The following is a 24,662-nucleotide window of genomic DNA, read 5'->3' as shown; positions in this document are numbered from 1 at the left end:
ATGAATATCGTTCGCGTATTCGACAGCAACGTCACCAAGACCCCGGACAAACCCTTCCTGATATTCGACGGTCACGATCACACGTACTCCCAGGTTCAGGACGGAAGTCGACGCGCCGCAGGCTATTTGCAGTCGCTGGGCGTGCAGCCGGGCGACCGCGTCGCGCTGATGTGTTACAACACTCCGGGATTCGTGTACGCGATGCTCGGTGCCTGGCGCTTGGGCGCCGTCGTGGTCCCCATCAACCACAAGATGCAGACTCCGGAAGTTGCCTACGTGCTGGGACACGCGAAGGTGTCGGTGTGCGACTTCGACGGTGAGTTGGCGCCGGTTGTCGGTCGACTGGAGACAACGGCCAAGCTGATCAGCACGGACTCTGTCGCAGACGGTTTCGACTTCTTCGACGACGCCATCACCCGCCAGGACGGCGTTGACGGTATCGACATCGACGAGAACGATCCGGCCGAAATCCTCTACACCTCGGGGACTACCGGCTCGCCCAAGGGCTGCGTCCACAGCCACCGCAACGTCGTCGGTGTTGCCGTCACCGCGGCCCTCGCCGTGTCGACGACTCGGGACGAGCGACTGCTCATGGCCGTCCCGATCTGGCACGCTTCCCCGCTCAACAACTGGTTCATGTCCACGCTCTACATGGGCGGAACCGTCGTGCTGCTGCGCGAGTACCATCCCGTCAAATTCCTGGAAACAGTTCAGGAACAACGCATTACCCTCTGCTTCGGCCCGCCGGTCATCTACACCACTGCACTCAACCTCGTGCCGAACTTTGCCGACTACAACCTCGGAAGCGTTCGTGCGTGGTTGTACGGCGGGGGACCGATCGGCGCGGATGTCGCTCGGCGACTGGTGGAGTCGTACGGCACCACCGAATTCCGGCAGGTCTACGGCATGACCGAGACCGGGCCAGTGGGCACCGTGCTGTACCCCGAAGAGCAGTTGAGCAAGGCGGGCTCGATCGGCCGCGTCGCGCTGGCCGGCGTCGACCTGCGCCTGGTTGCCGATGACGGCACCGACGCGGAGCCCGATCAGATCGGTGAGATCTGGCTGCGCGCCGACACCGTCATGCAGGGGTACCTCGACGACCCCGCTGCCACGAAGGCTGCTTTTGCCGACGGCGGTTGGTATCGCACCGGCGATCTGGCGCGCAAGGATGCGGACGGTTACCTCTTCATCGTCGACCGCGCGAAGGACATGATCATCACGGGCGGCGAGAACGTCTACTCCAAGGAGGTCGAGGACGTGATCTCCGGCCACCCGGACGTCGTCGACGTCGCCGTTGTCGGAAAACCCAACGAAGAATGGGGCGAGACCGTCGTCGCGCACGTCGTCTGGCGTGAACCGGATGTCATCAGCGCCGACGACATCAAGGACTACCTCTCGGACAAGTTGGCGCGCTACAAGATTCCGCGTGAAGTGGTGTTCGCGACGATTCTTCCGCGTACACCGACCGGCAAGATCCAGAAGCACCTCATCCGCGCAGCGAGCTGAAAGGCCTGTCATGACTGATATTTCCGAGAAGACCGTCACCCACCCGGCTCCGCATCGCACCCATGCAGTGCTCAACCAGTCGGTACCGCGCACGGACGTCAACGAGTTCCTGCTCGATACGGTCCTGGCCGAAGGCGTCGCGCGTCACGACGCCGATTGGGCCACCAGTGAACTCACCGATATCGGTGAACTGGTCGGCAGTGCCGGGTTCCAGCACGACGCCGAGCTGGCCAACACGGTGATCCCCGAATTGAAGACCTTCGATCGCTGGGGAAACCGCATCGACGAGGTCGAATACCATCCGTCGTATCACCGGATCATCTCTGCCGCCGTTGCGCACGGTGCTCACACCTCTGCCTGGGCTGACCCCAAGCCGGGTGCCAACGTGGCTCGGGCCGCGGCATTCATGCTGTTCTCCCAGGTCGAACCGGGCCACGCGTGCCCGATCTCCATGACGCACGCTGTGATCCCCTCGCTCGAGCTGCAACCCGATGTAGCCGCCATCTGGACCCCGCGTGCCCTTTCTCGGAGTTACACCCCCGAGTTGGATGCTCCCGGAAAGGCATCCGCGATCTTCGGAATGTCGATGACGGAAAAGCAGGGTGGCTCCGACGTGCGAGCCAACACGACCATCGCCAAGCCGGCCGGACGTGGCGGCCCGGGTGCGGACTACCTCCTCACCGGACACAAGTGGTTCTGCTCCGCGCCGATGTCCGACGCCTTCCTGGTTCTCGCTCAGGCCGAAGGTGCTGCCGGCGAGGGACTTTCCTGCTTCCTTCTCCCCCGCATCCTGCCCGACGGCACACGCAACGTCTTCCGCATCCAGCGTCTGAAGAACAAGCTGGGCAACAAGTCCAACGCGTCGTCCGAGATCGAGCTCGACGGCACCGTCGGCACCATGATCGGCGAACCGGGACGTGGCGTGCGGACCATCATCGAAATGGTGTCCCAGACGCGACTCGACTGCATCCTCGGCAGCACGGCAGGTATGCGTCAGTCGGTCGCCGAAGCGGTGTGGCACGCACGGCACCGCAGCGCTTTCGGTGCCGTCCTGGCAGATCAGCCCGCAATGACGTCGGTGCTCGCCGACCTGGCTCTCGAATCCGAGGCCGCGACCATCACCGCACTGCGATTGGCCCGTGCGCAGGACGAGGACGCGAATGAGCAGGAAAAGGCGTTCCGCCGACTCGCGACAGCTGGTGCGAAGTACTGGATCTGCAAGCGCGGCCCGCACCACTCCTACGAAGCCCTCGAGTGCCTGGGCGGCAACGGTTACACCGAGGACTTCCCGCTTGCCCGTCGCTACCGTGAGCAGCCCGTCATGGCCGTGTGGGAGGGGTCGGGCAACGTCATCGCGCTCGACGTCCTGCGCGCGATGACCCGTGAACCCGACTCCGTTGCCGCCTTCGACCACGAGATCAACCTCGCCCGCGGCAACAACCCGGTCCTCGATCAGCACCTCGATCGGGTACGACGCCAACTCGGTGAGCTCGCAACGATGGCACCCGCCGACGCTCAGCTCCGCGCTCGGACCGTCGTCGAGGCTATGGCGTTGGCGCTGCAGGCTTCGCTCATGGTGCGCCACTCCCCGGCCGCCTCGTCCGATGCGTTCATTGCCGCTCGCCTCGGTGCCGACCGTGGTCACGAGTACGGAACTCTGCCTGTGGGAACAGATTTCGCCGGAATTCTCGCGAGAGCCTAAGGCTGCTCCCTCAGTACCCTGGTGACGGTGTGTACTGCCGGCGTCGGATTGTTCGGTCGCCATGCCATCGCGATTTTCAGCGTGGGCGTGGCTCCGGCGATCGGCAGGTACACGACCCCGTCCATGGACAGATGCGCCGTCGACTCCACGACGACGGCAATCCCGACCCCCGCTCCGACCATGGCCAACAGGCTGTACGGATCGGGGGCTTCGTGCGCGACGGTGGGCGTGAAACCTGCTGTGGCGCACACGGACAACGTCGCATCGCGCACCACCGAGCCGTGCTCGGCGGGATACATCACGAATCGCTCGGTTGCCAGGTCTTCCGGTGACACCGAGTCATGCGCACCGAGGTGATGCCTGGCCGGAACCGCGACCATCAAGGTTTCCTCCCGCACAGTGTGAGTCTCGAATCCGCGCGGAATGGGCAGGCCGACTATGCCCATGTCCAGTGCTCCGCGTCGGAGAGCGTCGAGCACCTCACCCGAGTACATCTGCGGCCGTAGTTCCAGTTCGATTCCCGGATGGGAGTCGGCCAAGGACCGTGTGAGGGCCGACAGGACGGTGTAGCCGCCTGTTCCGCCGAAACCCACTGTGACACGGCCCGTCTCGCCAGTCGACGCGGCCGATGCGATTTCTCGTACCACGGCGATCTGCGCTTCGATGATCCGTGCGGGCGTGACCAAGGCTTCGCCTGCTGCGGTCAGTTGCACTGATCTGGTGGTCCGGACGAACAGGTCGGTGCCCAGTTCACGCTCGAGCGCTCGAATGGTCTGACTGAGCGGGGACTGCCCAATGTGGAGTCGCTCGGCGGCCCGGCCGAAATGAAGTTCGTCGGCGACTGCGAGAAACGCGCGCAGTTGACGCAGTTCCACGTCGCTCCTCCCGGGTTTCATTATGTGGTTCTCCCACATAAATAAGTCGAACTAAGTCTTGGACTCTACATGGATTTCGGACGATAGTGATTCACGCCTCACATTGCATCCCTTGGTGATGCCCGACGCGAGAATCAGGGAGAACCGTGGATCAACATCCAGGTCAAGACACCAATCCACCTGAATACAACACCAAACAGGCACGCAAGGCCGGAATCACGGCGTTTGTCGGAACGACCATCGAATGGTTCGACTTCTACATCTACGGAACCGCATCCGCCTTGGTGCTCGGCCCGCTGTTCTTCCCGGATGCGTCGCCGGCGGTGGGAACACTCGCAGCCTTCGCGACTTTTGCCGTGGGATTCGTGGCGCGTCCGGTCGGCGGAGTGGTGTTCGGTCATTTCGGAGACAAGTTCGGTCGCAAGAACGCCGTGATCATCACCCTCGCGCTCATGGGGTTGGGAACCGTCGGTGTCGGCCTCCTCCCTACGTACTCCCAGATCGGGATCTGGGCACCGATACTGCTTGTGGCACTGCGTGTTCTCCAGGGCATTGCCATGGGCGGCGAATGGGGTGGCGCCGTATTGATCGCCACCGAGTTCGCTCCCCCGAAGAAAAAGGTGCTCTACGGTGCGTTTGCGCAGCAGGGTTCACCGGTCGGCAACCTGCTCGCGACGCTGGCCTTCCTCGGCCTGACGTTGATGTCGGATTCCGTGTTCGAGTCGTGGGGTTGGCGTCTGCCGTTCCTCGGATCCGCAGCTTTGGTGATCGTCGCTCTCTACATCCGGTTGCACATCTCCGAGACACCCGAGATGAAGAAGGCTGTTGCGGCACAGGAGCGTACACGGATGCCGCTGGTCGAAGTGTTGCGGTCGCATCCCGTCGAACTTGCTCTCGGCGTCGGCGCTGTGGTTGCCGGTGTTGCCATCACGTACGTCAAGACAACCTTTGCGCTCTCCTGGGCGACAACGGATCTCGGCTTCGAGCGTAGTGACTTCCTCCTCGTGATCACCGTGGCACTGGTAGCCCAGGCGCTCGTACAGCCTTTCGGTGCTGTGCTGGCCACGCGGATCGATCCGTCGAAAGCGGTCCGTTGGATGCTGCTTCCGGAGATCGTGCTCCTACCACTGATGTTCGTGCTGGTTCAGACGGGCTCCGTGCCCTTGGCGATTCTGGGGATGGTCCTCGCGACGGCGCCTCACGCAATGTATTACGCCGCGTTGGCCGGCATTCTGGCGCAGGTTTTCCCCACCAATGTTCGGTATACCGGCATCTCTCTGTCGTACCAATTGTCGACCGCCGTATTTGCCGGAACGGCCCCGATGGTCAGCCAGTATCTGCTGACGCGAACCAACTCGATCTGGCCGGTCGTAGCTCTAGGGCTCGTGTATGTCGTTCTCTCCCTTGTCTGTATGACTGCTTTGTTGCGCAGGAGTGCGCTGCACGGGCAAGTGCTGGAGTCGACGAGCTCCTCGAACATGACTGATGCTTCCACCCTGAAAGGCGTTGACCACTGATGAACTTTGCACACACCGACCCCGCTCTGACAGCGGTAGTGGACAGATGGACCGCCGGGGCGGACCGAGAGACGTTGAACGGATTGCTCGACCGACTGGGCCGAGATGCCGCCGGCCGTTTGTCCGAGCTTGCCGACATCGCGGACAAGAACCCGCCGGTGCTGCAGCAATTCGACAAGGCCGGTGACCGCGTCGACCGGATTTCCTATCACCCGGCCTACCTGGAACTGTGCCGGGCGGCGTACAACGAGTACGGCCTGTCCGCCATGTCGCACCGAAAAGGGTTGCACGGATGGGACTCCGTGCATCCGCCACTCGCGAAGTACCTCGCGTCGTACATCTTCGTGCAGGCAGAGTTCGGGCTGGCCTGTCCGGTGTCGATGACAGATGCTGCTGCGCGGACCCTGCGTATGTTCGGTGATCCGGCCGTGTTCGCGCCCTGGATCGACGCGTTGACGTCGACGGACCCCGAGCAGGCGAAGACGGGTGCGATGTTCATGACCGAGATTCAGGCAGGCACCGACATCGCCTGCACCGAAACACGCGCCGAGCGCGACGGTGACGGATGGGTTCTGACGGGCAAGAAGTGGTTCGCCTCCAACCCGGATGCCGATGTGATCATCACCCTCGCAAGATTCCCGGGCGGACAGGATGGTTCGACGCGTGGAGTCGGAATGTTCATGGTGCCCAAGACCTTGGGATCCGGCGAGCGCAACAACCTCACGATCGATCGTCTCAAGGACAAGCTGGGTACGCGTTCCATGCCGAGCGGCGAGGTGACGCTGAACCGGGCGCACGCACTCCAGGTCGGTGAACTCGATCGAGGGTTCCGCCAGATGGCTGAAATGGTCAACACGTCTCGCCTCTCCAATGCGATGCGTTCGAGCGCTCTCATGCGCCGAGCAGTTCGTGAAGCCGTCGAACATTCGAAGAGCCGAGTCGTGTTCGGTAAGAGGCTCTTCGACCAGCCGCTGATGCGGGCGACACTTCTTCCCCTTGCACTCGATGCCGAGGCTTCGCTGGCCCTGGTCGCGTACAGCGCACAGTGTCTTCAGGCAGCAGACGGCGGCGACGAACAGGCGCGCGCACTGATCAGAGTACTGACACCGATCGCCAAACACTTTGTCTGCAAACGCGCGCGGGTGGTCACCGGCGAGGCCATGGAGGTGCGCGGAGGAAACGGCTACATCGAGGAATGGGCCACCGCGCGACTCGTCCGGGACGCTCACCTCGGATCGATCTGGGAAGGGTCGAGCAATGTCATTGCGCTGGACGTACTTCGGTGCCTACGTAAGTTCAACTCGCACCGCACCGTCGCGGGAGCGATGACGGACATCCTGTCCACCGTCGGACCGGATTGCGAAGCCGGGTCCGGAGTTCTGTTGCGGCGCTGGGAGGAACTGGTCGATGAAGGAGATCGTCTGATCTCCGGATCTGACGATGCCGCGCAGGCTGCGAGTGCAAGGTACTCCGACGAGTTGGCTCGTACCGTCATGGCGACCCTGCTCTTCGACCTTGCGGACCACGGCATCCGACACGGTAATGGGTACCGGTCACTGCTGGTGGCGAATTCCTACCTGGCCGGTCTTGTGGGGAAGGTGCCGTCGGCTGCACTCGGCAATCTCGACGTGATCACCGACGGCGGTGACGTCGAGCTGGATGATGCACGTGACGTCGTAGCCGAGTTCCTCTCCGTAGCAGGGGTTCACCAGTGAATTCTCCAACAGGCCCCACACCCTTGGCTGGTGTCCGCGTGCTCGATCTGTCGAAGATCCTTGCCGGGCCGTACGCAACCATGTCGCTTGCCGATCTCGGAGCCGACGTCACCAAGATCGAACACCCTGAAGGCGGCGACCCCACGCGTTCGTGGGGGCCTCCCTTCGTCGGCGTAGATGCCGCCTACTACCTCGCGATCAACCGCGGCAAGAAGTCGGTCACGATCGACCTCAAGTCCACCGAAGGACAGGAGATCATCCACCGCATGCTCGAAGAGACCGATGTGGTCGTGGAGAACTTCAAGCCGGGCAGCGGATTACAGAAGATCTTCGACTACCAGGCACTGTCCGAGCGATACCCGCATCTGATCACCCTGCACATCTCTGCCTTCGGTGAAGAAGGACCGCTGCGCGACGAACCGGGGTACGACATGATCGCGCAGGCCGCGGGTGGGCTCATGTCGCTCACCGGTGAACCGGGTGGTGCTCCGATGAAATCCGGGTTTGCGTTGGGAGACTTGGGCGCAGCGCTTTTCGGACTGGTCGGTGTCCTGGCTGCATTGGTCGAGCGAGGCCGGACCGGGCGCGGACAGTACGTGACCACGTCGCTGTACGAGTGCCAACTCGCGATGCACGTGAACTGGGCGACCAGTTACTTCGCCACCGGTGAGCGCCCAACTGCGTTGGGCTCCGGTCATCCGAATCTTGCTCCGTATCAAGCATTTCCTGCCAGCGACGGGTACTTCGTCGTCGCTGTCGGCAACGACGCGATGTGGGCGTCGCTGTGCGAGGCCATCGGAAGGAGTGAACTGGTCACCGATCCGCGTTTTGCCCACAACCGCGACAGGGTGGAGAACCGCGAGAGTCTGGAACGAGAACTCACCAGCGCCTTCGCATCGGAGACCGTCGAACACTGGTGCGCTCTTCTCGCCGAACGCGCCGTACCGGTCTCACCGATCCGGCATCTCGACGAGATCTACTCCGATCCCCACACCGCCGCGCTCGGCATGGTCGGAACCGTCGACCATCCGACGCTCGGACCGTTGAAGCAAGTGGCCTTTCCGGTCAACTTCTCCGGCCAGAGGCCACGTCTGACGTCGGCGCCGCCCGTTCTCGGCGCCGACAACGACGAAGTCCTTGGTACCGCTCAGGCCAGCCCGCTCAACGCAGGCGGCGTGTTGTCGTCGCGCCAACCGATGGCCTCGGCAAGCGTCGTGAGGTCGTAGTCCGGTCCGCTGACGCCGACGGTGAAGAGTGAGACACCGTCGGCGACCAGGTCGGCTGCATTTTCGAGCCCAGGCCACGGAACCGAGTGCTCTACTTCCAGCGGGTTCCGGCCCACGTCGGCGCAATGGTCGGAGAGGATGTCTGACTTGCGCAGGTGTGTCTCACGGTCGCCGAAGCTGTGCCAGACGTCGGCGTACTCGGCGACCAAGCGCAGGGTCTTCTTCTCGCCGCCACCGCCGATGAGGACCGGGATGTTGCGCGTCGGCGGCGGGTTGCCCTTCGCCAGGCGGCCCGTGATGCGGGGGAGGTATTCGCCCAGCAGTTTCAGCCGTGAACCGGGAGTGCCGAAGTCGTATCCGAACTGGTCGTAGTCCTTCTCGAACCAGCCGGCACCGATACCGAGGATCAGGCGCCCACCGCTGATGTGGTCGACGGTTCGCGCCATGTCGGCCAGCAGATCCGGATTGCGGTAGCCACCACCGGTGACCAGGGCGCCGATCTCGACGCGTTCGGTCTGCTCGGCCCAGGCGCCGAGCATGGTCCAGCATTCGAAGTGTGCGCCGTCGGGATCGCCGGTCAACGGGTAGAAGTGGTCCCAGTTGAAGACGATGTCCACCCCGGCGTCCTCGGACCGCAAGACGGCGTCGCGTATCAACCCGTAATCGGGTGCGTGCTGGGGTTGGAGTTGAACACCGATGCGTACCGGACGAGTCATGCCACGCTCCTGACGAGAGGAATGGTTGTCTTCTCCCATCATGGCCGGGTGTGCGCGGTACCGCTACCGCCGCCGTCGGTGACGGGTTTGCCCGATCTTGTACCCACCCCTTTTCGAGCGAACGGTACTTTCGGCGCCTTAGATCGACTGAACGTGCCGTTCGCTCAAACAGGGGGGCAGTCAAAGGGGGCGGGCAAAAAGGGGGGGCGGGCAAAGGCGGCGGGTAAAAACAGGGGTGGTCTGCCCACAGCAGACAGGCGGGGCCGCGGCACTGCCGCGCCGGTAGGAATGGATTCATGACTACTGAAGCGCCCACCGATACCGGCTACCGTGACCTGTTGACAGACAGGCTCTTCCGACAGCGAACCATTCTGCTCACCGGCGAGGTCAACGACGCCATGGCCGAACGTGTGTGTTCGGAACTGGTGCTCCTCGCCACCACCGACCCCAAGCGCGACGTCGTGCTTTACATCAATTCACCTGGCGGATCGGTGTTTGCCGGTCTGGCCATCTACGACACCATGAAGCTCATCCCCAATGACGTCGTGACGGTCGCGATGGGCTTCGCGGCCAGCATGGGCCAGGTGCTCCTCTGCTCCGGGACCCACGGCAAGCGAATCAGCCTGGCGCACAGCCGCATCATGATGCACCAACCTTCGGCAGGTATCGGTGGCACTGCGGTGGACATTGCGATCCAGGCCGAAAGTCTCGAGCTGATGAAGCGTCAATCGCAGGAAATCCTCGCCGCCGAAACGGGCCGGACCGTCGAAGAGATCGAGACCGACAGCGATCGGGATCGCTGGTTCACCGCCGAGCAGGCGCGTGAGTACGGAATCGTCGACCGCGTCGTGACGTCCTTCGCCGAGATAGCACCGCAAGCCACCTTCCCCAAGATCGGATTGTGACGTCATGTCCCAGTACACGATTCCCAGCGTCATCGAGCGAACACCAACGGGTGAGCGATCTTTCGACATCTTCAGCAGGCTGCTCAACGAGCGCATCGTCTTTCTGGGCACGGAGATCGACGACGGCGTCGCCAACGTCGTGATGGCTCAGATGCTGCATCTGCAGGCCGACAACCCGGATCGCGAAATTGGTTTGTACATAAACTCTCCCGGTGGTTCCACTACGGCGATGCTCGCGATCTACGACACGATGCAGTTCTTGAAACCCACCATTTCCACGTACTGCATGGGTCAAGCGGCGTCGGCTGCTGCAGTGCTTCTGGCCGCTGGTACTCCCGGCCATCGGCATGTTCTCGCCCATTCGCGGGTGCTGCTGCACCAGCCGTCGACGCAAGGTAGTGGCACCATCTCGGACCTCGCGCTTCAAGCAGCCGAGATCCTGCGAATCCGGGAGCAGACCGAGGCGATTTTGAGTAAGCACACCGGTCAGAGCGTCGAGCGATTGCGTAAGGACACCGATCGCGACAGGATCTTCACCGCCGACGACGCTATTTCCTACGGGCTGGCCGACACCCTCATCGAAGGGAACTGATCAGGCCGCCATCAGGACGGGGCCCGAGATCGGTGCGGGAGAGTGCCCGAAGGTGAGGGAGTTGAGCGCAACGATCCGGTTGCCCGCTCGGAACAGCAGATGCTCGAGCGGCATCCCGAGCGCTTCGCAAATTGCGCGCAGAATTTCCGACGACGGTTCCTTCTTGCCCCGTTCGATCTCGGAGAGGTACTGCTTCGACATTCCGACCTTGGCGGCGACGTCGTCGAGAGTTCGGTCCTGATCGCGTCGAACCTCCCGCAGCACTCGTCCGTAGGCTTCACGAATCAGCGGGGGTTTGCGCACGGCAACAGCTGGATCGGGATGTTCGGATCCATCCTTGACCAGGACTAATCTGCGCGGCGCATCCATAGGCCGAGTATTCCAGCCGACCGGTTCTGACGCCACCGGGTTCGCCGAGGGCTGACAACCCTCAACGTGTCCGGACACCACCGGCAAGGAACATCGCTTGAAGAACGAAGGCCGCCTCGGGTCCGATGATCTCGCCGACCAGGTTCGTGTAGCGGTCGACGAACTCGGGCCCGTGGGAAGCCTCGTCGGAGGCGGGGTCGCCGAGGTGGTGCGCAAGTTCGTGCAAGACAACGAATTCGCGTAGCGCCCACCGGCCGTCACGGTCGTCCGGGACGGCGATGACGTCGTTCGAGTAGTGAGCGGCGGCATTGCCGCCGCGGGAGCGTACGGACACCGGAATGGTTGCGCGAGTCCAGGTCTCCCGTACCCAATTCAGCCCGAGTAGCTGATCGCAGTACGCCTGGACCGACTCCACGGAACCGAATTTGCGCTCGACCGGCAAGGTGATGGTGGAACCCATGACCTCGACGCTCCGAAGTCCACGCTCGTCGGCGCGATCGAACATGGTGCGCACCAACATCTCTGCCCCGTAGACGGCGCTCCGCTGCGTATCCCTCACGAGTCCAGCTGCCCGCGCACCCCGCCGATCTCCGGAAGGTTCCCCAGACGTGCGGAGCGCGCAGCCCGATCACCCGCTCGTCGAGCATGTGAGGAATGCCCGGCGCTTGCGCGGCCGCCGCCCCGCCACGTCCCACGCGCTTTGGAGTTGGACGAGTAGTAGTCCTTCAGCTCGATTTCCTTGTTACGCAGCACGAGTGCGGTTTCGGAAGACGACGTGGCAGATTCTGCGATCGCGGTCTTCTCCGTCTCCTGCTTCGTCTCGGCCAACCGAGCGCCGATGCGGGACGCGTACGCCATCTGGAAGTTCAGGCGTGCCGTCACTCCGGCCACCGGCTTGCGGACCTGCGTGCTGACGCGTCGTCGTCCACGAGTTTCGACGACGGTCCGCACGGACGTTTCGCCGCGGTACGCCCCGGAACGCACGTACGCGTCGGAGTCGCGCACCATCTGGAAGAGCAGGCTCGAATACAGGGCCTCGCACACGTCGATGTCGCCGGCGAAGCCGTAGGCGTAGATGACGGCCGACGTCTGCGCGATGTCGCATTGCACGTCGTTGGCAGCGGCGATGGCGATGAACAACTGGGCGTACGTTCGCAGTCCGCGCTTGCCCGGTTCGCCGATGGTGATGAGCCGTTGAGTGGGCGTCGCACGCTTTTCCGAAGACTCGGTGTGCGCACGCGCGACCGCCAGGTCGATCGCGGAACTGGTGGCCAACCGCTGAGCGGCAGCCATGAAGGCTTCACCTTCGTGTGGATTGTCGGTGGACTCCGCTTGGCGAAGCAGCGCACCGATGCGGGTCAGCATCTTCTCCGAACTCACCGTGAAAGACTACGCTCGCGCGCCGACACGGACGTTTATGCTGCTAGCGCACACGCTCACCCTCGACTTGGATCGTCCGGCACGTTCCTGCCGGTAGAAGGGATCAACCCCGTCATGGCTTCAGTGACTTTCGAGAGCACCACCTGCCTGTTCCCCGGATCGAACACTCCGGCAGTGGACAAGCTCGACCTCGAGATCGAGGACGGCGAGTTCCTCGTCCTCGTCGGACCCTCCGGCTGCGGAAAGTCGACCACCCTGCGCATGCTCGCCGGGCTCGAAGACGTCCACAGCGGACGCATCCTCATCGGCGACCGCGACGTCACCGGTCAGGAGCCGAAAGAGCGCGACATCGCGATGGTCTTCCAGAACTACGCGCTGTACCCGCACATGTCGGTGGCCGAGAACATGGGTTTTGCGCTCAAGCTCGCCGGAACCAACAAGACGGAGATCCGCGCCCGCGTCGAAGAGGTCGCGAAGATGCTCGATCTCGAGCCGTACCTCGATCGCAAGCCCAAGGCGCTGTCCGGTGGCCAGCGTCAGCGAGTGGCGATGGGCCGCGCCATCGTTCGCCAGCCGCAGGTCTTCCTGATGGACGAGCCGCTCTCGAACCTCGACGCGAAACTCCGTGTGCAGACACGTACGCAGATCGCTCAGCTGCAACGACGCCTCGCGACGACGATGGTTTACGTGACCCACGACCAGGTCGAGGCCATGACGATGGGTGACCGCGTCGCCGTCCTCGAAAAGGGAATCCTGCAGCAGTGCGCCTCGCCGCGCGAGCTGTACAACAAGCCGAAGAACGTCTTCGTCGCCGGCTTCATGGGTTCACCCGCGATGAACCTCTTCACCCTCCCCGTCGTCGACGGCGGCGTCGCATTCGGTGACGGGATCGTTCCGGTTCCGCGCGAGACGATGAACGGCGTCGTCGAAACCGAGGTTGTTCTGGGTATTCGCCCCGAGCACCTCGAGATCGCCGCCGAAGGCCTGCCGCTGGAGGTCGACGTCGTCGAGGAACTGGGCTCGGACGCCTACGTCTACGGCCGGACCACGATCGGCGGACGGTTGCAGCAGATCGTCTCGCGTGGTGACTGGCGCAATCCGCCGCAGAAGGGCGAGCGCGTCAACCTGCGCGTCGACCCCGAGAAGGTGCACATTTTTGCCACCACCGACGGGCGTCGCCTGGGTTAGGTCGACCTGTCAAACGACACATGACCGATTCAGGTTCGGCGTAATACCCACAAGTACGGGTGTCTCGTGCCACAGTAGGGGCCGATGCCGGGAGCCGGCACTCATGGCGCATGCCGTGAGCAGGCTCTCGGTGACCGTCTATTTGTCATACACATACGGGGAGCGAATCCATGGTTCTGAACTCGAAGGCGATGCGCCGCGCTGCAATTGCAGCCACGGCAGCGTCCATGCTGGTACTGGCAGGCTGTTCGTCCGATTCGGACAAGGACAGCGGAACCAGCACCACGGCCGCATCCGGGGGATCGTCCTCGAGCGAAGGCCGCGGACCTATCACGATCGTCGAGGGGCAGGATGCCCTGAACGAGGCGCTCGAAAACATCATCTCCGACTGGAATGCCGAGCATCCGGACGAGAAGGTCACGCTCAAGCCGCTGGCGAAGGAAGCCAACGCGCAGGTCGACGACATCACCCAGCGCATGCAGGCCAAGAGCGACGAGTACGACCTCATCGGCGTCGACGTCGTCAACACCGCCCAGTTCGCTGCAAACGGTTGGCTGCTGCCGCTCGAGGGTGACCTCGCGATCGACGAGTCCGGCCTCCTGCCGTCGACCGTCGCTTCGGGTACCTACAACGGCAAGCTCTACGCAGCGCCGAAGAACACCAACGCAGCGTTCCTGTACTACCGCAAGGACCTCGTCGAGAAGGCCCCCACCACGTGGGCCGAGCTCAAGGAAAACTGTCCGAAGGCTGTCGAAGCCGGCATCTCCTGCTACATCGGTCAGTTCAAGAACTACGAGGGCCTGACGGTCAACACCACCGAGATCACCAACGCCTTCGACGGCCCGTGGGTCGGCCCGGACGGACTCACCCCGGCCATCGACGACAAGACAAAGGCAGGCGTTCAGTCGATCGTCGACAACTTCGCCGACAACACGATCCCGCAGGAAGCGCTGACCTACTCCGAGGGCGAGTCGCAGACCGCGTTCGGCGACGGCAAGGCACTCTTCATGCGCACGTGGTCCGGCTTCTCGGTCGACGGTGAGAAGACCTCGGTTGCCGGCAAGTACGGCTACACCGTTCTTCCGGGTGTCGACGGACCGGGCGCTTCGACCGTCGGCGGCTACAACGTCGGCATCAGCGCGTACTCGGACGCACCCGCCACGGCTCGTGACTTCCTCGAGTTCATGCAGACCAAGAAGTCGCAGACGTACTTCACCGAGGTCGGCGGCGCACCCGTCCTCTCGGCTGTCTACGACGATCCGGCAGTGCTCGCTCAGTTCCCGTACTTCGCGACCCTGAAGGAAGCACTCGCCACCGCTCAGCCGCGCCCCGTCACGCCGTACTACACGCAGGTGTCGAAGTCGATCTCCGACAACACCTACGCTGCTATTCGCGGCGAGAAGACCGTCGAGCAGGCCTTGGCGGACACCAAGGCCGGCATCGAAACCGCCGGTAACTGATCTACCAGGAGCAATAAGCAATGGCAGAACCGCAGGATCCTTCCGCGGCTGTGCCTACCAACCCCACGGTCGGGGCCGGTTCAACCGGTCCCGACCGTTCGGGCGTTGGTGGGAGACACCGTGCACCGGAACCGCTAGAAGAGCCGTCGGCATCCGAGGCAGCAGGGACATCCCTGACCAAGGTTCTGCCTGACCTTGCAGCTACTCCACCCCCGCCGACCTCGCCCCCGCCTGCGTCGGCCGACAAGCCGAAGAAGCGTCGACGAGTTCCGGTGTGGGCGTTCGTCGCACCGTCGCTGATCGTTCTCGCCGTCATCATTCTGTATCCGCTCGGACGAGCGATCTGGATGTCGATGCACAGCGACGGCAAGAAGCTCGATCCCGAGACCGGCATGTTCGTCACCGGTCAGTTCACGTGGTTCGACAACTACAAGAACTGGATCACCCAGTCCTGCAACACCGCCAACGGCTCGATTCCGTGCCCGCCCGGCACACTCGGATCGCAGTTCTGGCAGTCGATCGGAAATACGTTCGGCTTCACCGTCGTCACCGTCCTGCTCGAGACGGTGATCGGTCTGTCGATGGCGTTGATCATGGCCAAGACGTTCCGCGGACGCGGTTTGCTCCGCGCTTCCGTGCTGATTCCCTGGGCCATCCCCACCGCCGTCACCGCGAAGCTCTGGTTCTTCATCTTCGCCAACGACGGCATTGCCAACAAGATCCTCGGCACCAACATCCTGTGGACGGCGGACCCCTGGCCGGCGCGATTCGCGATCGTCGTCGCCGACGTCTGGAAGACCGCGCCGTTCATGGCGTTGCTGATCCTTGCGGGTCTTCAGATGATTCCCGCCGACGTCTACGAGGCCGCCAAGGTCGACGGTGCGACGGCGTGGCAGCGGTTCCGCATGATCACGCTTCCGCTGGTCAAGCCCGCACTCATGGTGGCGGTGCTCTTCCGCACGATGGACGCTCTGCGGATGTACGACCTGCCCGCGATCATGATGGGATCCAACCCGGCCACCTCCACCATCTCGGTTCTGGTGGTCGATCAGATGCGCGTCGGCGCCAATTCGGCGTCGGCACTGTCCACCATCACGTTCCTCATCATCTTCGCTGTGGCCTTCATCCTGGTCCGATTCCTCGGAGCAAATGCGGTCAGCACGCAGGAAAAGCAGCGGAAGGGGGAGCCGGTATGAACAAGGCACTACGCGGCAAGATCGGCACCTACATTGGCGTCGTACTGATCATCGTGTGGGGACTCGCTCCCTGCTATTGGATGATCGTGACGGCGCTGCGCGACCCGGCGGACACGTTCTCGACGTCGCTGTGGCCCACCAATCTCACGCTGTCCAACTTCACCGCGGCGCTCGATCCCGACGCGAAGGTGAACTTCACCCGTGCACTGATGAACAGCCTCATCATCGCGGGCGCGACCATGCTGATCGCCTTGGTCATCGGCGTGTTCACGGCGTACGCGCTCTCGCGTTTCGATTTCCGTGGCAAATACTTCGTCACCGGAATCATCCTCGGCGCGTCCATGTTTCCGGTCGTCGCCCTCGTGACCCCGCTGTTCCAGTTGTTCACCGACATCGGCTGGATCGGCAGCTACAAAGCGCTGATCATCCCGAATATCTCGTTCGTGCTGCCGCTGACGGTCTATACGCTGACGTCGTTCTTCTCCGAGCTTCCGTGGGAGCTCGAGGAGGCGGCGCGTATCGACGGCGCCACCCGTGGCCAGGCCTTCCGTCTGATCATGCTTCCGCTCGCCGCGCCGGCACTGTTCACCACCGCGATCCTCGCCTTCATCGCAACGGTCAACGAGTACCTGCTCTCGCTCCAACTCTCGAGTGACAAGACCGCACCCGTCACCGTGGCGATGGCCAAGTTCTCCGGAACGGACCCATTCGTCACGCCGTACACCTCGATCATGGCCGGCGGAACCCTCGTGATGGTCCCGCTGGTCATCATGGTTCTCATCTTCCAGCGACGCATCATCGCCGGTCTGACCGCAGGCGGCGTCAAGTCGTGATGCGCGCTTGCGCACGGTTTCGATGAGGCGGGCTTCGCGCGCCCAGCGTATGGAGCTGATTGCCGGCTTCATCTCGGTCTTCGCCCTCATGGCGTTGATCGGCGCTGTGGTCGCGATCGTCAAGGGAGACCCCGGCGTGATGCCGTCTTTGGTGCTGCTCGGTTGCGTCGTCGCTCTCGGGCTCGCGTTCCGCGGATATCGGAACGCGGTCCGAGCAGAACGTCGCGAGTAGCCAGCCCGGTAGGGTGACATTTCGGTATCGCAGTTGCCGGGAGTTATCTGATCGAGATATCACCCTGGTGGAATGGTGCCGGTAAGTCCGGATCCACGACCGGGAGTGTTGAGTGAGTCCATCGAACAGATCGAGTGCGACGGGTGGCGATCAGTCGTCGGCTCGATCGGGCAAGTCGGCTAATTCGCCCCGGTCGAACAAGTCGGCCAAGCCCGCGAAAAAGCAGCGCTCGAAGTGGCGGTTCGTCCGGCGGACCATCTACGTGCTCGTGCTCCTGATGGTCATCGTGCCCGCGTCGGTTTTTGCTGTCGCGTACAGCCGGACCGACGTCCCGCGCCCCTCTGACATGCAGACCAATCAGGTGTCCACCATCTACATGGCCGACGGCACGACCGTGCTCGGCAAGGTAGTGCCGGCGGAGGGAAACCGCACCGAGGTCGCGTTGTCGGCCATCCCGATTCACGTCCGCGATTCGGTGCTCTCGGCGGAGGATCGTAACTTCTACACCAACCCCGGATTCTCGATCTCCGGATTTGCTCGCGCTGCCCGCGACAACGTGATGGGCAAGGAAAGCGCCGGCGGTGGTTCGACGATCACTCAGCAATACGTGAAGAACGTCTTGGTCGGTGACAAGCGCAGTATCGACAGGAAGCTGCGTGAGCTCGTCATCTCCGCCAAGATGGCGCGCGAATGGTCCAAGGACGACATTCTTGCCGCGTATCTCAACACCATCTACTTCGGTCGCGGTGCGTACGGCATCGCCGCCGCGTCGAACGCGTACTTCGACAAGCCGGTCAGTGAGCTGAGTGTCGAGGAAGGCGCAGTTCTCGCGTCCGTCATCCAGAGCCCGTCGTTCCTGGACCCCGAGACCAATCTGTCCGCGCTGCAAGCGCGCTGGGACTACGTTCTCAACGGCATGGTGGAACTGGGCAGCCTGACCAAGACGGATCGCGACGCGATGCAGTTCCCGGTCGTCGCCCCCGCCAATCGGCCGACCGATCTGAACCAGGCGCCAGGACCCGAAGGCCACATCAAGACCCAGGTACTCAAGGAACTGGCCGAGGCCGGTATCAGCGATCAGACGCTGAACACCGCTGGTCTGCAGATCACGACGACCATCGACCCGGTTGCGCAGGAAGCTGCGCTGAACGCCGTCAGGCGGAATCTCGAGGGCGAGCCGGAAGACCTGCGGACCGCAGTAGTGTCCATCGACCCCAAGACCGGTGGCGTCGACGCCTATTACGGCGGCGACGACGGAGCCGGCTTCGACTACGCCCAGGCGCCGCTGCAGACCGGTTCCGCGTTCAAGGTCTTCGGTCTGGTCGCAGCATTGATGGAAGACATTCCGCTGTCCGCACGGTTCGACAGTTCACCGCTCACGATCAACGGCGTGACCATCGGAAACGTCGGCGGCGAATCCTGTGGTCGATGCACCATCGCCGAGGCACTCAAGCGTTCGCTGAACACCAGCTTCTACCGGTTGATGCTCTCGATGGAGAACGGTCCCCAGAAGATCGCCGACGCCGCCCACCTGGCCGGCATCCCCGAGCACATTCCCGGACTCGACTACCCGACGCTCACACAGGAGGGTGGTCCGCCGGAGAACGGAATCGTGCTCGGCCAGTATCAGTCTCGCGTTATCGACATGGCGTCCGCTTACGCGACGCTCGCCAATTCCGGTGTGTACCAGCAGCCGCACTTCATCCAGAAGGTCGTGACGGCCGAAGGTGAAGTCCTGCTCGATCGCCCGGTCTCTCCCGGTGAGCGTCGTCTCGATGCTGCCGTTGCCGACAACGTCACGCAGGCAATGCTCCCGATCGCGTCGTACTCGAACGGTCACGCGCTTGCCGGTGGACGCCCGTCTGCAGCCAAGACCGGTACCGCGCAGTTGGGTGACACGGGCCAGAACAAGGATGCGTGGATGGTCGGTTACACGCCGTCGCTGTCCACCGCGGTGTGGATCGGAACTTCCGACGCTCAGGCCATCACCAACTCCTACGGTGGTTTGATCTACGGCTCCGGAGTGCCTGCGGACATCTGGAAGAGCACGATGGACGGCGCGCTGAAGGGATCCGACTGGGAGAGCTTCCCGTGGCCGGACCCCATCGGCGGGCAGGCCGGCGTTCCCGCGAACTCCGGCGTGACCTCGGGGGACGGGACGGGCACGCCCACGACGGGCGCGGTCGCTCCCCCGGCGCCCATCGAGGTGCCCGGCCTACCGCCGATCGAAGTGCCGCCGCTCCCCCAGTTGCCGCGTCAGATCGAGATCCTGCCGGGCATCGTCATCCCACTACCGGGCTGACAAGCAGCGCCCGATTTCCGGTTCTCAGGCCTGATCGTCGAAGAGACCGAGTTGGGTGGGCGCTGCATCCTTGGCGGGCAGTACGACGACGCGCAGTCCGCGCCTGAGGTTGCGGATCGCGTGCGTCCACGCGCGCTTCTCGCCCGCACACAGGTCGGTGTCGTCGTCCTTGCGGCGGATGGACTCGGTCAACGCCTCGTGCCAGGCAGTCTCCTGCTCCTGGCTGATCCGCAGGTAGTCGAGAATGGTGTCGCGGTCGTGTTCACAGATCACGGCAACCTCTTCGGCGCTGAGCTCGCCCGTTCCGTCTGCGTCGAGTTCGAGGAGCGCCATGAGAGCCGGCGGAAATTCGTGGCACTCGTGTGACTCGTATTCGGCACCGGGATCTTCGTGCTCGGAGGCCATGCCGTCGTTGAAGGCGGTGTCTCCGGTTGCGCGGATGGGTTGCCCGCCCAGTTCTTCGGCGAGTTCGTCGGATGCTTCGGCCAGTTCGGCGAACGAGCGCAGAGCCCGCAGCAGGTGCTCGGCGACGAAGGGTGCGCCGTCCACGCGGACCACGCCCAGCACACTCTGCTCGACGAGAATGAGCTTGATGGTCGGCCATTGCCGATTGAGCTGAGCAAGAATTACAGCAGCGTTCTCGAGGTTCTCCACCGAATGCACGACCCGCGAGAACACCTCTACGTACTCGTCGTCCTCGAGGACACGAACATAGGTGACCTGCTCACCGCGGACCAGCGGGATGTCGCCGTCGTCGTCACGCTTGGGCGGATGACCGAGAAGGCGCTCGACGGCCCCGTCGACCAGGATCCGCAGCATGTCGCCCGAACCCGAGGGAGCGTGAGACGGCGTCGTGGCGAACGCCGGCGTCGACTCGCGCCCACTGGTGCTGGCACGCAGGAACGACGGGTGCGCAATGCTCCACATTTCACGGAAGACGCGCAACACCTTTGTCACCAGCTCCTCGGGACGAGCGCGGTCGACGTCGATGTAGAAGGACATGGACCCATTGCCCTCGGGTTCGTGCTCGCACAGATCGGGAGCGTTGAACCCCATGTCGAGCAGCGCTGAATGGTCTTCCGGTTCGAGCATCCGCAGTGGATGCAGAAACCTGTTGGAAGGAACTTCACAGCGCACGGAGGTCTGGTTCCATGCGAAGAACTGGATGCACGCGGGCGCGTCGGCCAGTTCGTCCATGCTGTCGTAATGCGACTCCACCACGAGGGTGTCGTCGTCCTCCATCACGGAGATGTAGCGAGCGAGATGAGTCTCGAAAGTAGTCCAGGCACTCAGGATTTCCAGATCGAAAGTATTGTCCGACATCGTCGCTCCTCTGGTCCGGGGGCGCATGGGGCCCTACCGACGACTCGCCGAAACCCCTGCTTTTCAAACCCCGCCTACGACGTTAGTCCCGGGGTCCGACAGTGACCATTGGACGAAGAAGAAGGAGGATCGCGATATCCCTGGCAGTGCAGCGATATCACCTATTGCGGCGCGTAGTGTCGGATTCGGTGGGTGTATGCGATCGTCTGACGAATCTCCTCCAGCGACGACGGTGCTGCTCCGCGAGAACGAGCTTGGACCAAGATGTTTCCCAGCGCCGTTGCCTCGACGGGCCCAGCAGTGACAGGGAGACCTGATTCGTCGGCGGTGAGCTGGCAGAGCAGCGAATTCTGCGAGCCCCCGCCGACGATTGCAATCGTCTCGACTTTCGCTCCGGCGAGTTCTCCGGCTGTGTGCACAGTGTGTCGGTACGCGCTTGCTAATGAGTCGAGAATGCAGCGGGTCACCTCGGCCGGCGTTGCCGACGTCGACAGCCCCGCGGCGTCGCTGATCCGTACAGGCATGTCGCCCGGCGCGATGAACTTCACGTCGTCGACGTCGATTCGTTTCGTTGACGGACCCACTCCTCTCGCTTCCTCGAGCAGTTGGTGCAGCTCCAACTGCCTACCCTCTCGAGCCCACGATCGTAGGGACTCCTGAAGCAGCCACAGCCCGCCGACGTTGCGTAGGAATCGCGTTCGCCCGTCCACGCCTCGTTCGTTCGTGAAATTAGCGCGGCGTGCGTCTTCGGTGACAACCGGGCGTGCGAGTTCGAGACCAGCCAACGACCAGGTGCCGCTCGAAATGTACGCGAATCGCGTGCCGGAGGCGGGAACCGCGACCACTGCGGATGCAGTGTCGTGCGAGCCGACGGTCGTCACGACAGTGGACGGTGAAAGTCCGGTGAACCGAACAACTTCGGGCCGAATCGTGCCTCGTTGCGAACCTGGTTGGTCGAGTGTCGGGAAAAGCGTCTCTGAAATACCGAGATTCTCGAACAACTCCGTTGCCCACCGGCCGGTGTGCACGTCGAGTAAACCGGTTGTCGATGCGTTCGTCGATTCGGTACGAAGTTGTCCGGTGAGCCAGTACGCCAACAAGTCGGGTATGAGCACGATGTGTGCTGTTCGCCCCCAGTCGGGCGATCGCTGTTCGGCGGCAAGTTGGTAGACGGTGTTGAACGGTAGGAACTGCAACCCGTTGACGGTGTACATCGCCTGCGGATCGACGCGTGCGTGCACCTCATCGATCACGGCGTCAGTTCGGTTGTCGCGGTAAGAAATCGGTTCGGACAGCAAGTTTCCGTTCGCGTCGAGTAGGCCGTAGTCGACGGCCCAGGTGTCGATTCCGATCGACTCGACACTCGGAAAGGATGCAGCGAGAGCGCGCAGACCGGCGAGCACCTCACCGTAGAGATCAGTGAGGCTCCAGCGTAGGTGCCCGTCGACCGCGCTCGCGCCGTTGGCGAAACGATGAACGACGTGCAGTGTAGTAGTGCCTGCGTCGATCACGCCGGCGATCACTCGACCACTCGAAGCCCCTATGTCGATCGCTGCGAAGATTCTGGCCGGCACCGGTCTACCGGAGAAACGCGGCAGCGACGCCGGCATCGACCGGGATGTGCAATCCGGTGGTGTGACTGAACTCGTCTGATGTGATCATCGCGGCGGCGTTGGCGACGTGTTCCGGAAGGACTTCACGCTTGAGAAGGGTTCGCTGCGCGTAGAACTCACCCAGCTTCTCCTCGTCGACTCCGTAGACAGCAGCTCGCTTGGCGCCCCAGCCGCCGGCGAATATTCCGGATCCACGCACAACTCCGTCGGGATTGATGCCGTTGACTTTGATGCCGTGCTCGCCGAGTTCGGCAGCGAGCAAGCGAACCTGGTGGGCCTGATCGGCTTTGACCGCGCTGTATGCGATGTTGTTCGGCCCGGCGAACACCGAGTTCTTCGACGAGATATAGACGATGTCGCCGCCGAGGCCCTGATCGATCATCGCCTTCGCCCCGGCCTGCGCCACGAGGAAGCTGCCTTTGGCCATCACGTCGTGCTGCAGATCCCAATCCTGCTCGGTGGTGTCGAGAAGTGGTTTCGAAATCGACAGTCCGGCATTGTTCACCAGTAGATCCAGGCCACCGAAGGCCAGGAGTGCAGCGTCCACGGCAGCGTGGACTTGGGCGCTGTCGGTGACGTCGGCCTGCACGCCGATCGCGACGTCCGTGTTGCCGATAGCCTCCGCAGCAGCTCTGGCCTTCTCGCCGTCGAGATCGGCGATCACCACGCATGCGCCCTGGGCTGCCAGACGAGTCGCAATCGCTCGTCCGATTCCACTCGCAGCACCTGTCACCAACGCGATGCGGGAGGCATGCGAATGTTGTGCCGGCATCCGTTGAAGCTTCGCCTCTTCCAACGCCCAGTACTCGATCCGGAACTTCTCGCTCTCGTCGATAGGCGCGTAGGTGGACACGGACTCGGCACCCCGCATGACGTTGACGGCGTTGGTGTAGAACTCACCGGCGACGCGTGCAGTTTGTTTGTCCTTGCCGTAGGAGAACATTCCGACGCCGGGAACGAGAATGATCGCCGGGTCGGCTCCGCGGACGGGAGGAGTATCCGCGGTCGCATGGCGGTTGTAGTAGGCCAGATAATCCTTGCGATATGCCTCGTGGAGCTCGGTCAGACGGGCGATGTACTGGTCGATCGTCGCCGAAGTCGGGAGCTCGAGAACGAGCGGCTTGACCTTGGTCCGCAGGAAGTGATCAGGGCATGAGGTTCCCAATTCTGCAAGTGGTGCAAGCTTTTCGGAGGCAAGGAATTCGAGTACGACGTCGGCATCGCTGAAGTGCCCGACCATGGGCCGGTCGCGGGATGCGATCCTTCTCAGATGCGGGGCGAGCGCTGCGGCCCGCGCGCGCCTTTCGTCGACGGGCAGCGGTGCGAAACCGTCGACCGTTTCGCCGAACGGTGTGGCTGATCCGTTCTCGTCCAGATACCGCTGAGCGGTCTCGATGATCCACCGAGAATTGGCTTCGGCTTCATCGCTGGATGCACCCCACGCGGTGATTCCGTGACCGCCGAGGATGGTGCCTACCGCCTCAGGATGCGTCTTGTGAACCTCGGCGATGTCGAGGCCCAATTGAAAGCCCGGTCGGCGCCACGGAATCCACACGACTTTCTCTCCGAAGACGTTCTTGGTCAGTTGTTCCCCGTCGGCGGCGGTGGCAATGGCGATTCCGGAATCCGGATGTAGATGATCGACGTGGGCGGCACCGACGAGACCGTGCATCGCGGTGTCGATCGACGGAGCGGCGCCGCCCTTCCCGTGCAAGCAGTAGTCGAAGGCGGCGACCATCTCGTCTTCGTGGTCGACGCCGCGATAGACGTCGACAAGAGACCGCATCCGGTCCAACCGGAGTGTTGCCAAACCGTTTTCGGTCAGTGTACCGAGATCTCCACCGGACCCTTTCACCCACAGGAGTTCGACAGTATCGCCGGTGACGGGATCCGTGACGTGGCCCTTGGCCGAGGTGTTTCCACCTGCGTAGTTCGTGTTCCTCGGATCCGATCCGAGCCTGTTCGAACGGGCAAGCAGTTGCGCGACAGTGGTGTTCGTCGATTCAGTCATA

At 63.1% G+C, this 24,662-nt stretch carries 21 protein-coding genes; 13 read left to right on the top strand and 8 right to left on the bottom strand.

Going from position 1 to position 24,662, the window contains the following annotated elements; all coding sequences use genetic code 11:
- Together ACVZUB_RS29470 and ACVZUB_RS29465 are read left to right on the top strand one after the other, a co-directional pair.
- Nucleotides 1-1,506, top strand: a complete 1,506-nt coding sequence (locus ACVZUB_RS29470; protein ID WP_482628035.1) for a class I adenylate-forming enzyme family protein — start codon at nt 1-3, stop codon at nt 1,504-1,506.
- Nucleotides 1,507-1,516: 10 nt separating this feature from the next.
- The gene (locus ACVZUB_RS29465; protein ID WP_482628034.1) at nt 1,517-3,208 is read left to right on the top strand and encodes an acyl-CoA dehydrogenase family protein; all 1,692 of its coding nucleotides are present in this window, start codon (nt 1,517-1,519) and stop codon (nt 3,206-3,208) included.
- Here ACVZUB_RS29465 and ACVZUB_RS29460 read toward each other — a convergent pair.
- Complete coding sequence (locus ACVZUB_RS29460) at nt 3,205-4,083, bottom strand: LysR family transcriptional regulator (RefSeq protein ID WP_003946037.1); 879 nt, start codon at nt 4,081-4,083, stop codon at nt 3,205-3,207. The genes ACVZUB_RS29465 and ACVZUB_RS29460 overlap by 4 nt on opposite strands.
- A gap of 146 nt (nt 4,084-4,229) precedes the next feature.
- On the opposite strand from ACVZUB_RS29460, the gene ACVZUB_RS29455 reads away from it, so the two are divergent.
- From ACVZUB_RS29455 to ACVZUB_RS29445, 3 genes are read left to right on the top strand one after another with little or no spacing between them, the layout of a single operon-like run.
- Nucleotides 4,230-5,600: an MFS transporter gene (locus ACVZUB_RS29455; protein WP_482628033.1), complete on the top strand. Its 1,371-nt coding sequence runs from the start codon at nt 4,230-4,232 to the stop codon at nt 5,598-5,600.
- Complete coding sequence (locus ACVZUB_RS29450) at nt 5,600-7,315, top strand: acyl-CoA dehydrogenase family protein (protein WP_482628032.1); 1,716 nt, start codon at nt 5,600-5,602, stop codon at nt 7,313-7,315. The genes ACVZUB_RS29455 and ACVZUB_RS29450 overlap by 1 nt, the downstream gene beginning before the upstream one ends.
- Complete coding sequence (locus ACVZUB_RS29445; RefSeq protein WP_081558695.1) at nt 7,312-8,541, top strand: CaiB/BaiF CoA transferase family protein; 1,230 nt, start codon at nt 7,312-7,314, stop codon at nt 8,539-8,541. Before ACVZUB_RS29450 ends, ACVZUB_RS29445 begins: the two co-directional genes overlap by 4 nt.
- Here the strand turns inward: ACVZUB_RS29445 and ACVZUB_RS29440 are convergent.
- The gene (locus ACVZUB_RS29440) at nt 8,463-9,257 is read right to left on the bottom strand and encodes an LLM class F420-dependent oxidoreductase (RefSeq protein WP_030537640.1); all 795 of its coding nucleotides are present in this window, start codon (nt 9,255-9,257) and stop codon (nt 8,463-8,465) included. The two genes, ACVZUB_RS29445 and ACVZUB_RS29440, sit on opposite strands and share 79 nt — an antisense overlap.
- Before the next feature lie 296 nt (nt 9,258-9,553).
- Here ACVZUB_RS29440 and ACVZUB_RS29435 point away from each other — a divergent pair, with 296 nt between their 5' ends.
- A complete protein-coding gene (locus ACVZUB_RS29435; protein ID WP_007735229.1) occupies nt 9,554-10,162 on the top strand; it encodes a ClpP family protease in 609 nt (202 codons plus the stop codon).
- A gap of 4 nt (nt 10,163-10,166) precedes the next feature.
- Nucleotides 10,167-10,754 (top strand): ATP-dependent Clp protease proteolytic subunit, encoded by a 588-nt coding sequence (locus tag ACVZUB_RS29430; RefSeq protein WP_003945993.1) that lies wholly within the window; start codon nt 10,167-10,169, stop codon nt 10,752-10,754.
- On the opposite strand, the gene ACVZUB_RS29425 is transcribed toward ACVZUB_RS29430, so the two are convergent.
- The 3 genes from ACVZUB_RS29425 to ACVZUB_RS29415 all read right to left on the bottom strand — a co-directional run bounded on the left by ACVZUB_RS29425 (nt 10,755) and on the right by ACVZUB_RS29415 (nt 12,503).
- Complete coding sequence (locus ACVZUB_RS29425; RefSeq protein WP_217018135.1) at nt 10,755-11,123, bottom strand: helix-turn-helix domain-containing protein; 369 nt, start codon at nt 11,121-11,123, stop codon at nt 10,755-10,757. It abuts the gene before it with no gap.
- A gap of 61 nt (nt 11,124-11,184) precedes the next feature.
- Nucleotides 11,185-11,682, bottom strand: coding sequence for a TIGR04338 family metallohydrolase (locus ACVZUB_RS29420; protein ID WP_482628031.1), 498 nt, complete (start codon nt 11,680-11,682; stop codon nt 11,185-11,187).
- Nucleotides 11,679-12,503, bottom strand: a complete 825-nt coding sequence (locus tag ACVZUB_RS29415; protein WP_217018131.1) for a DUF2786 domain-containing protein — start codon at nt 12,501-12,503, stop codon at nt 11,679-11,681. The genes ACVZUB_RS29420 and ACVZUB_RS29415 overlap by 4 nt, the downstream gene beginning before the upstream one ends.
- A 114-nt stretch (nt 12,504-12,617) precedes the next feature.
- On the opposite strand from ACVZUB_RS29415, the gene ACVZUB_RS29410 reads away from it, so the two are divergent.
- From ACVZUB_RS29410 to ACVZUB_RS29385, 6 genes are all read left to right on the top strand, one after another.
- Complete coding sequence (locus ACVZUB_RS29410; RefSeq protein ID WP_482628030.1) at nt 12,618-13,691, top strand: ABC transporter ATP-binding protein; 1,074 nt, start codon at nt 12,618-12,620, stop codon at nt 13,689-13,691.
- Nucleotides 13,692-13,861: 170 nt separating this feature from the next.
- Nucleotides 13,862-15,151, top strand: coding sequence for an ABC transporter substrate-binding protein (locus ACVZUB_RS29405; RefSeq protein WP_007735225.1), 1,290 nt, complete (start codon nt 13,862-13,864; stop codon nt 15,149-15,151).
- A gap of 20 nt (nt 15,152-15,171) precedes the next feature.
- Entirely contained in the window at nt 15,172-16,347 is a 1,176-nt protein-coding gene (locus ACVZUB_RS29400) for a carbohydrate ABC transporter permease (RefSeq protein WP_007735224.1), read from the top strand.
- Nucleotides 16,344-17,180: a carbohydrate ABC transporter permease gene (locus ACVZUB_RS29395; RefSeq protein WP_482628029.1), complete on the top strand. Its 837-nt coding sequence runs from the start codon at nt 16,344-16,346 to the stop codon at nt 17,178-17,180. The genes ACVZUB_RS29400 and ACVZUB_RS29395 overlap by 4 nt, the downstream gene beginning before the upstream one ends.
- Nucleotides 17,181-17,202: 22 nt before the next feature.
- A complete protein-coding gene (locus ACVZUB_RS29390) occupies nt 17,203-17,412 on the top strand; it encodes a hypothetical protein (protein ID WP_019746112.1) in 210 nt (69 codons plus the stop codon).
- Nucleotides 17,413-17,524: 112 nt separating this feature from the next.
- A complete protein-coding gene (locus ACVZUB_RS29385; RefSeq protein WP_158171299.1) occupies nt 17,525-19,714 on the top strand; it encodes a transglycosylase domain-containing protein in 2,190 nt (729 codons plus the stop codon).
- 24 nt (nt 19,715-19,738) lie between these two features.
- Here the strand turns inward: ACVZUB_RS29385 and ACVZUB_RS29380 are convergent, their stop codons facing one another.
- The 3 genes from ACVZUB_RS29380 to ACVZUB_RS29370 all read right to left on the bottom strand — a co-directional run bounded on the left by ACVZUB_RS29380 (nt 19,739) and on the right by ACVZUB_RS29370 (nt 24,661).
- On the bottom strand, nt 19,739-21,037 hold the full coding sequence (locus tag ACVZUB_RS29380; RefSeq protein ID WP_003946055.1) for a T3SS (YopN, CesT) and YbjN peptide-binding chaperone 1: 1,299 nt from the start codon (nt 21,035-21,037) through the stop codon (nt 19,739-19,741).
- A 161-nt stretch (nt 21,038-21,198) separates the two neighbouring features.
- The gene (locus ACVZUB_RS29375; protein WP_312638167.1) at nt 21,199-22,611 is read right to left on the bottom strand and encodes a rhamnulokinase; all 1,413 of its coding nucleotides are present in this window, start codon (nt 22,609-22,611) and stop codon (nt 21,199-21,201) included.
- A 4-nt stretch (nt 22,612-22,615) separates the two neighbouring features.
- Nucleotides 22,616-24,661 (bottom strand): bifunctional aldolase/short-chain dehydrogenase, encoded by a 2,046-nt coding sequence (locus tag ACVZUB_RS29370; protein ID WP_341513893.1) that lies wholly within the window; start codon nt 24,659-24,661, stop codon nt 22,616-22,618.
- Nucleotide 24,662 lies beyond the last annotated feature (1 nt).

The sequence above is a fragment of the Rhodococcus sp. OS5 genome, from assembly GCF_056837585.1.
The sequence above is the reverse complement of the archived record's forward strand: the minus strand, read 5'-3'. Positions and strand labels throughout refer to the sequence as shown.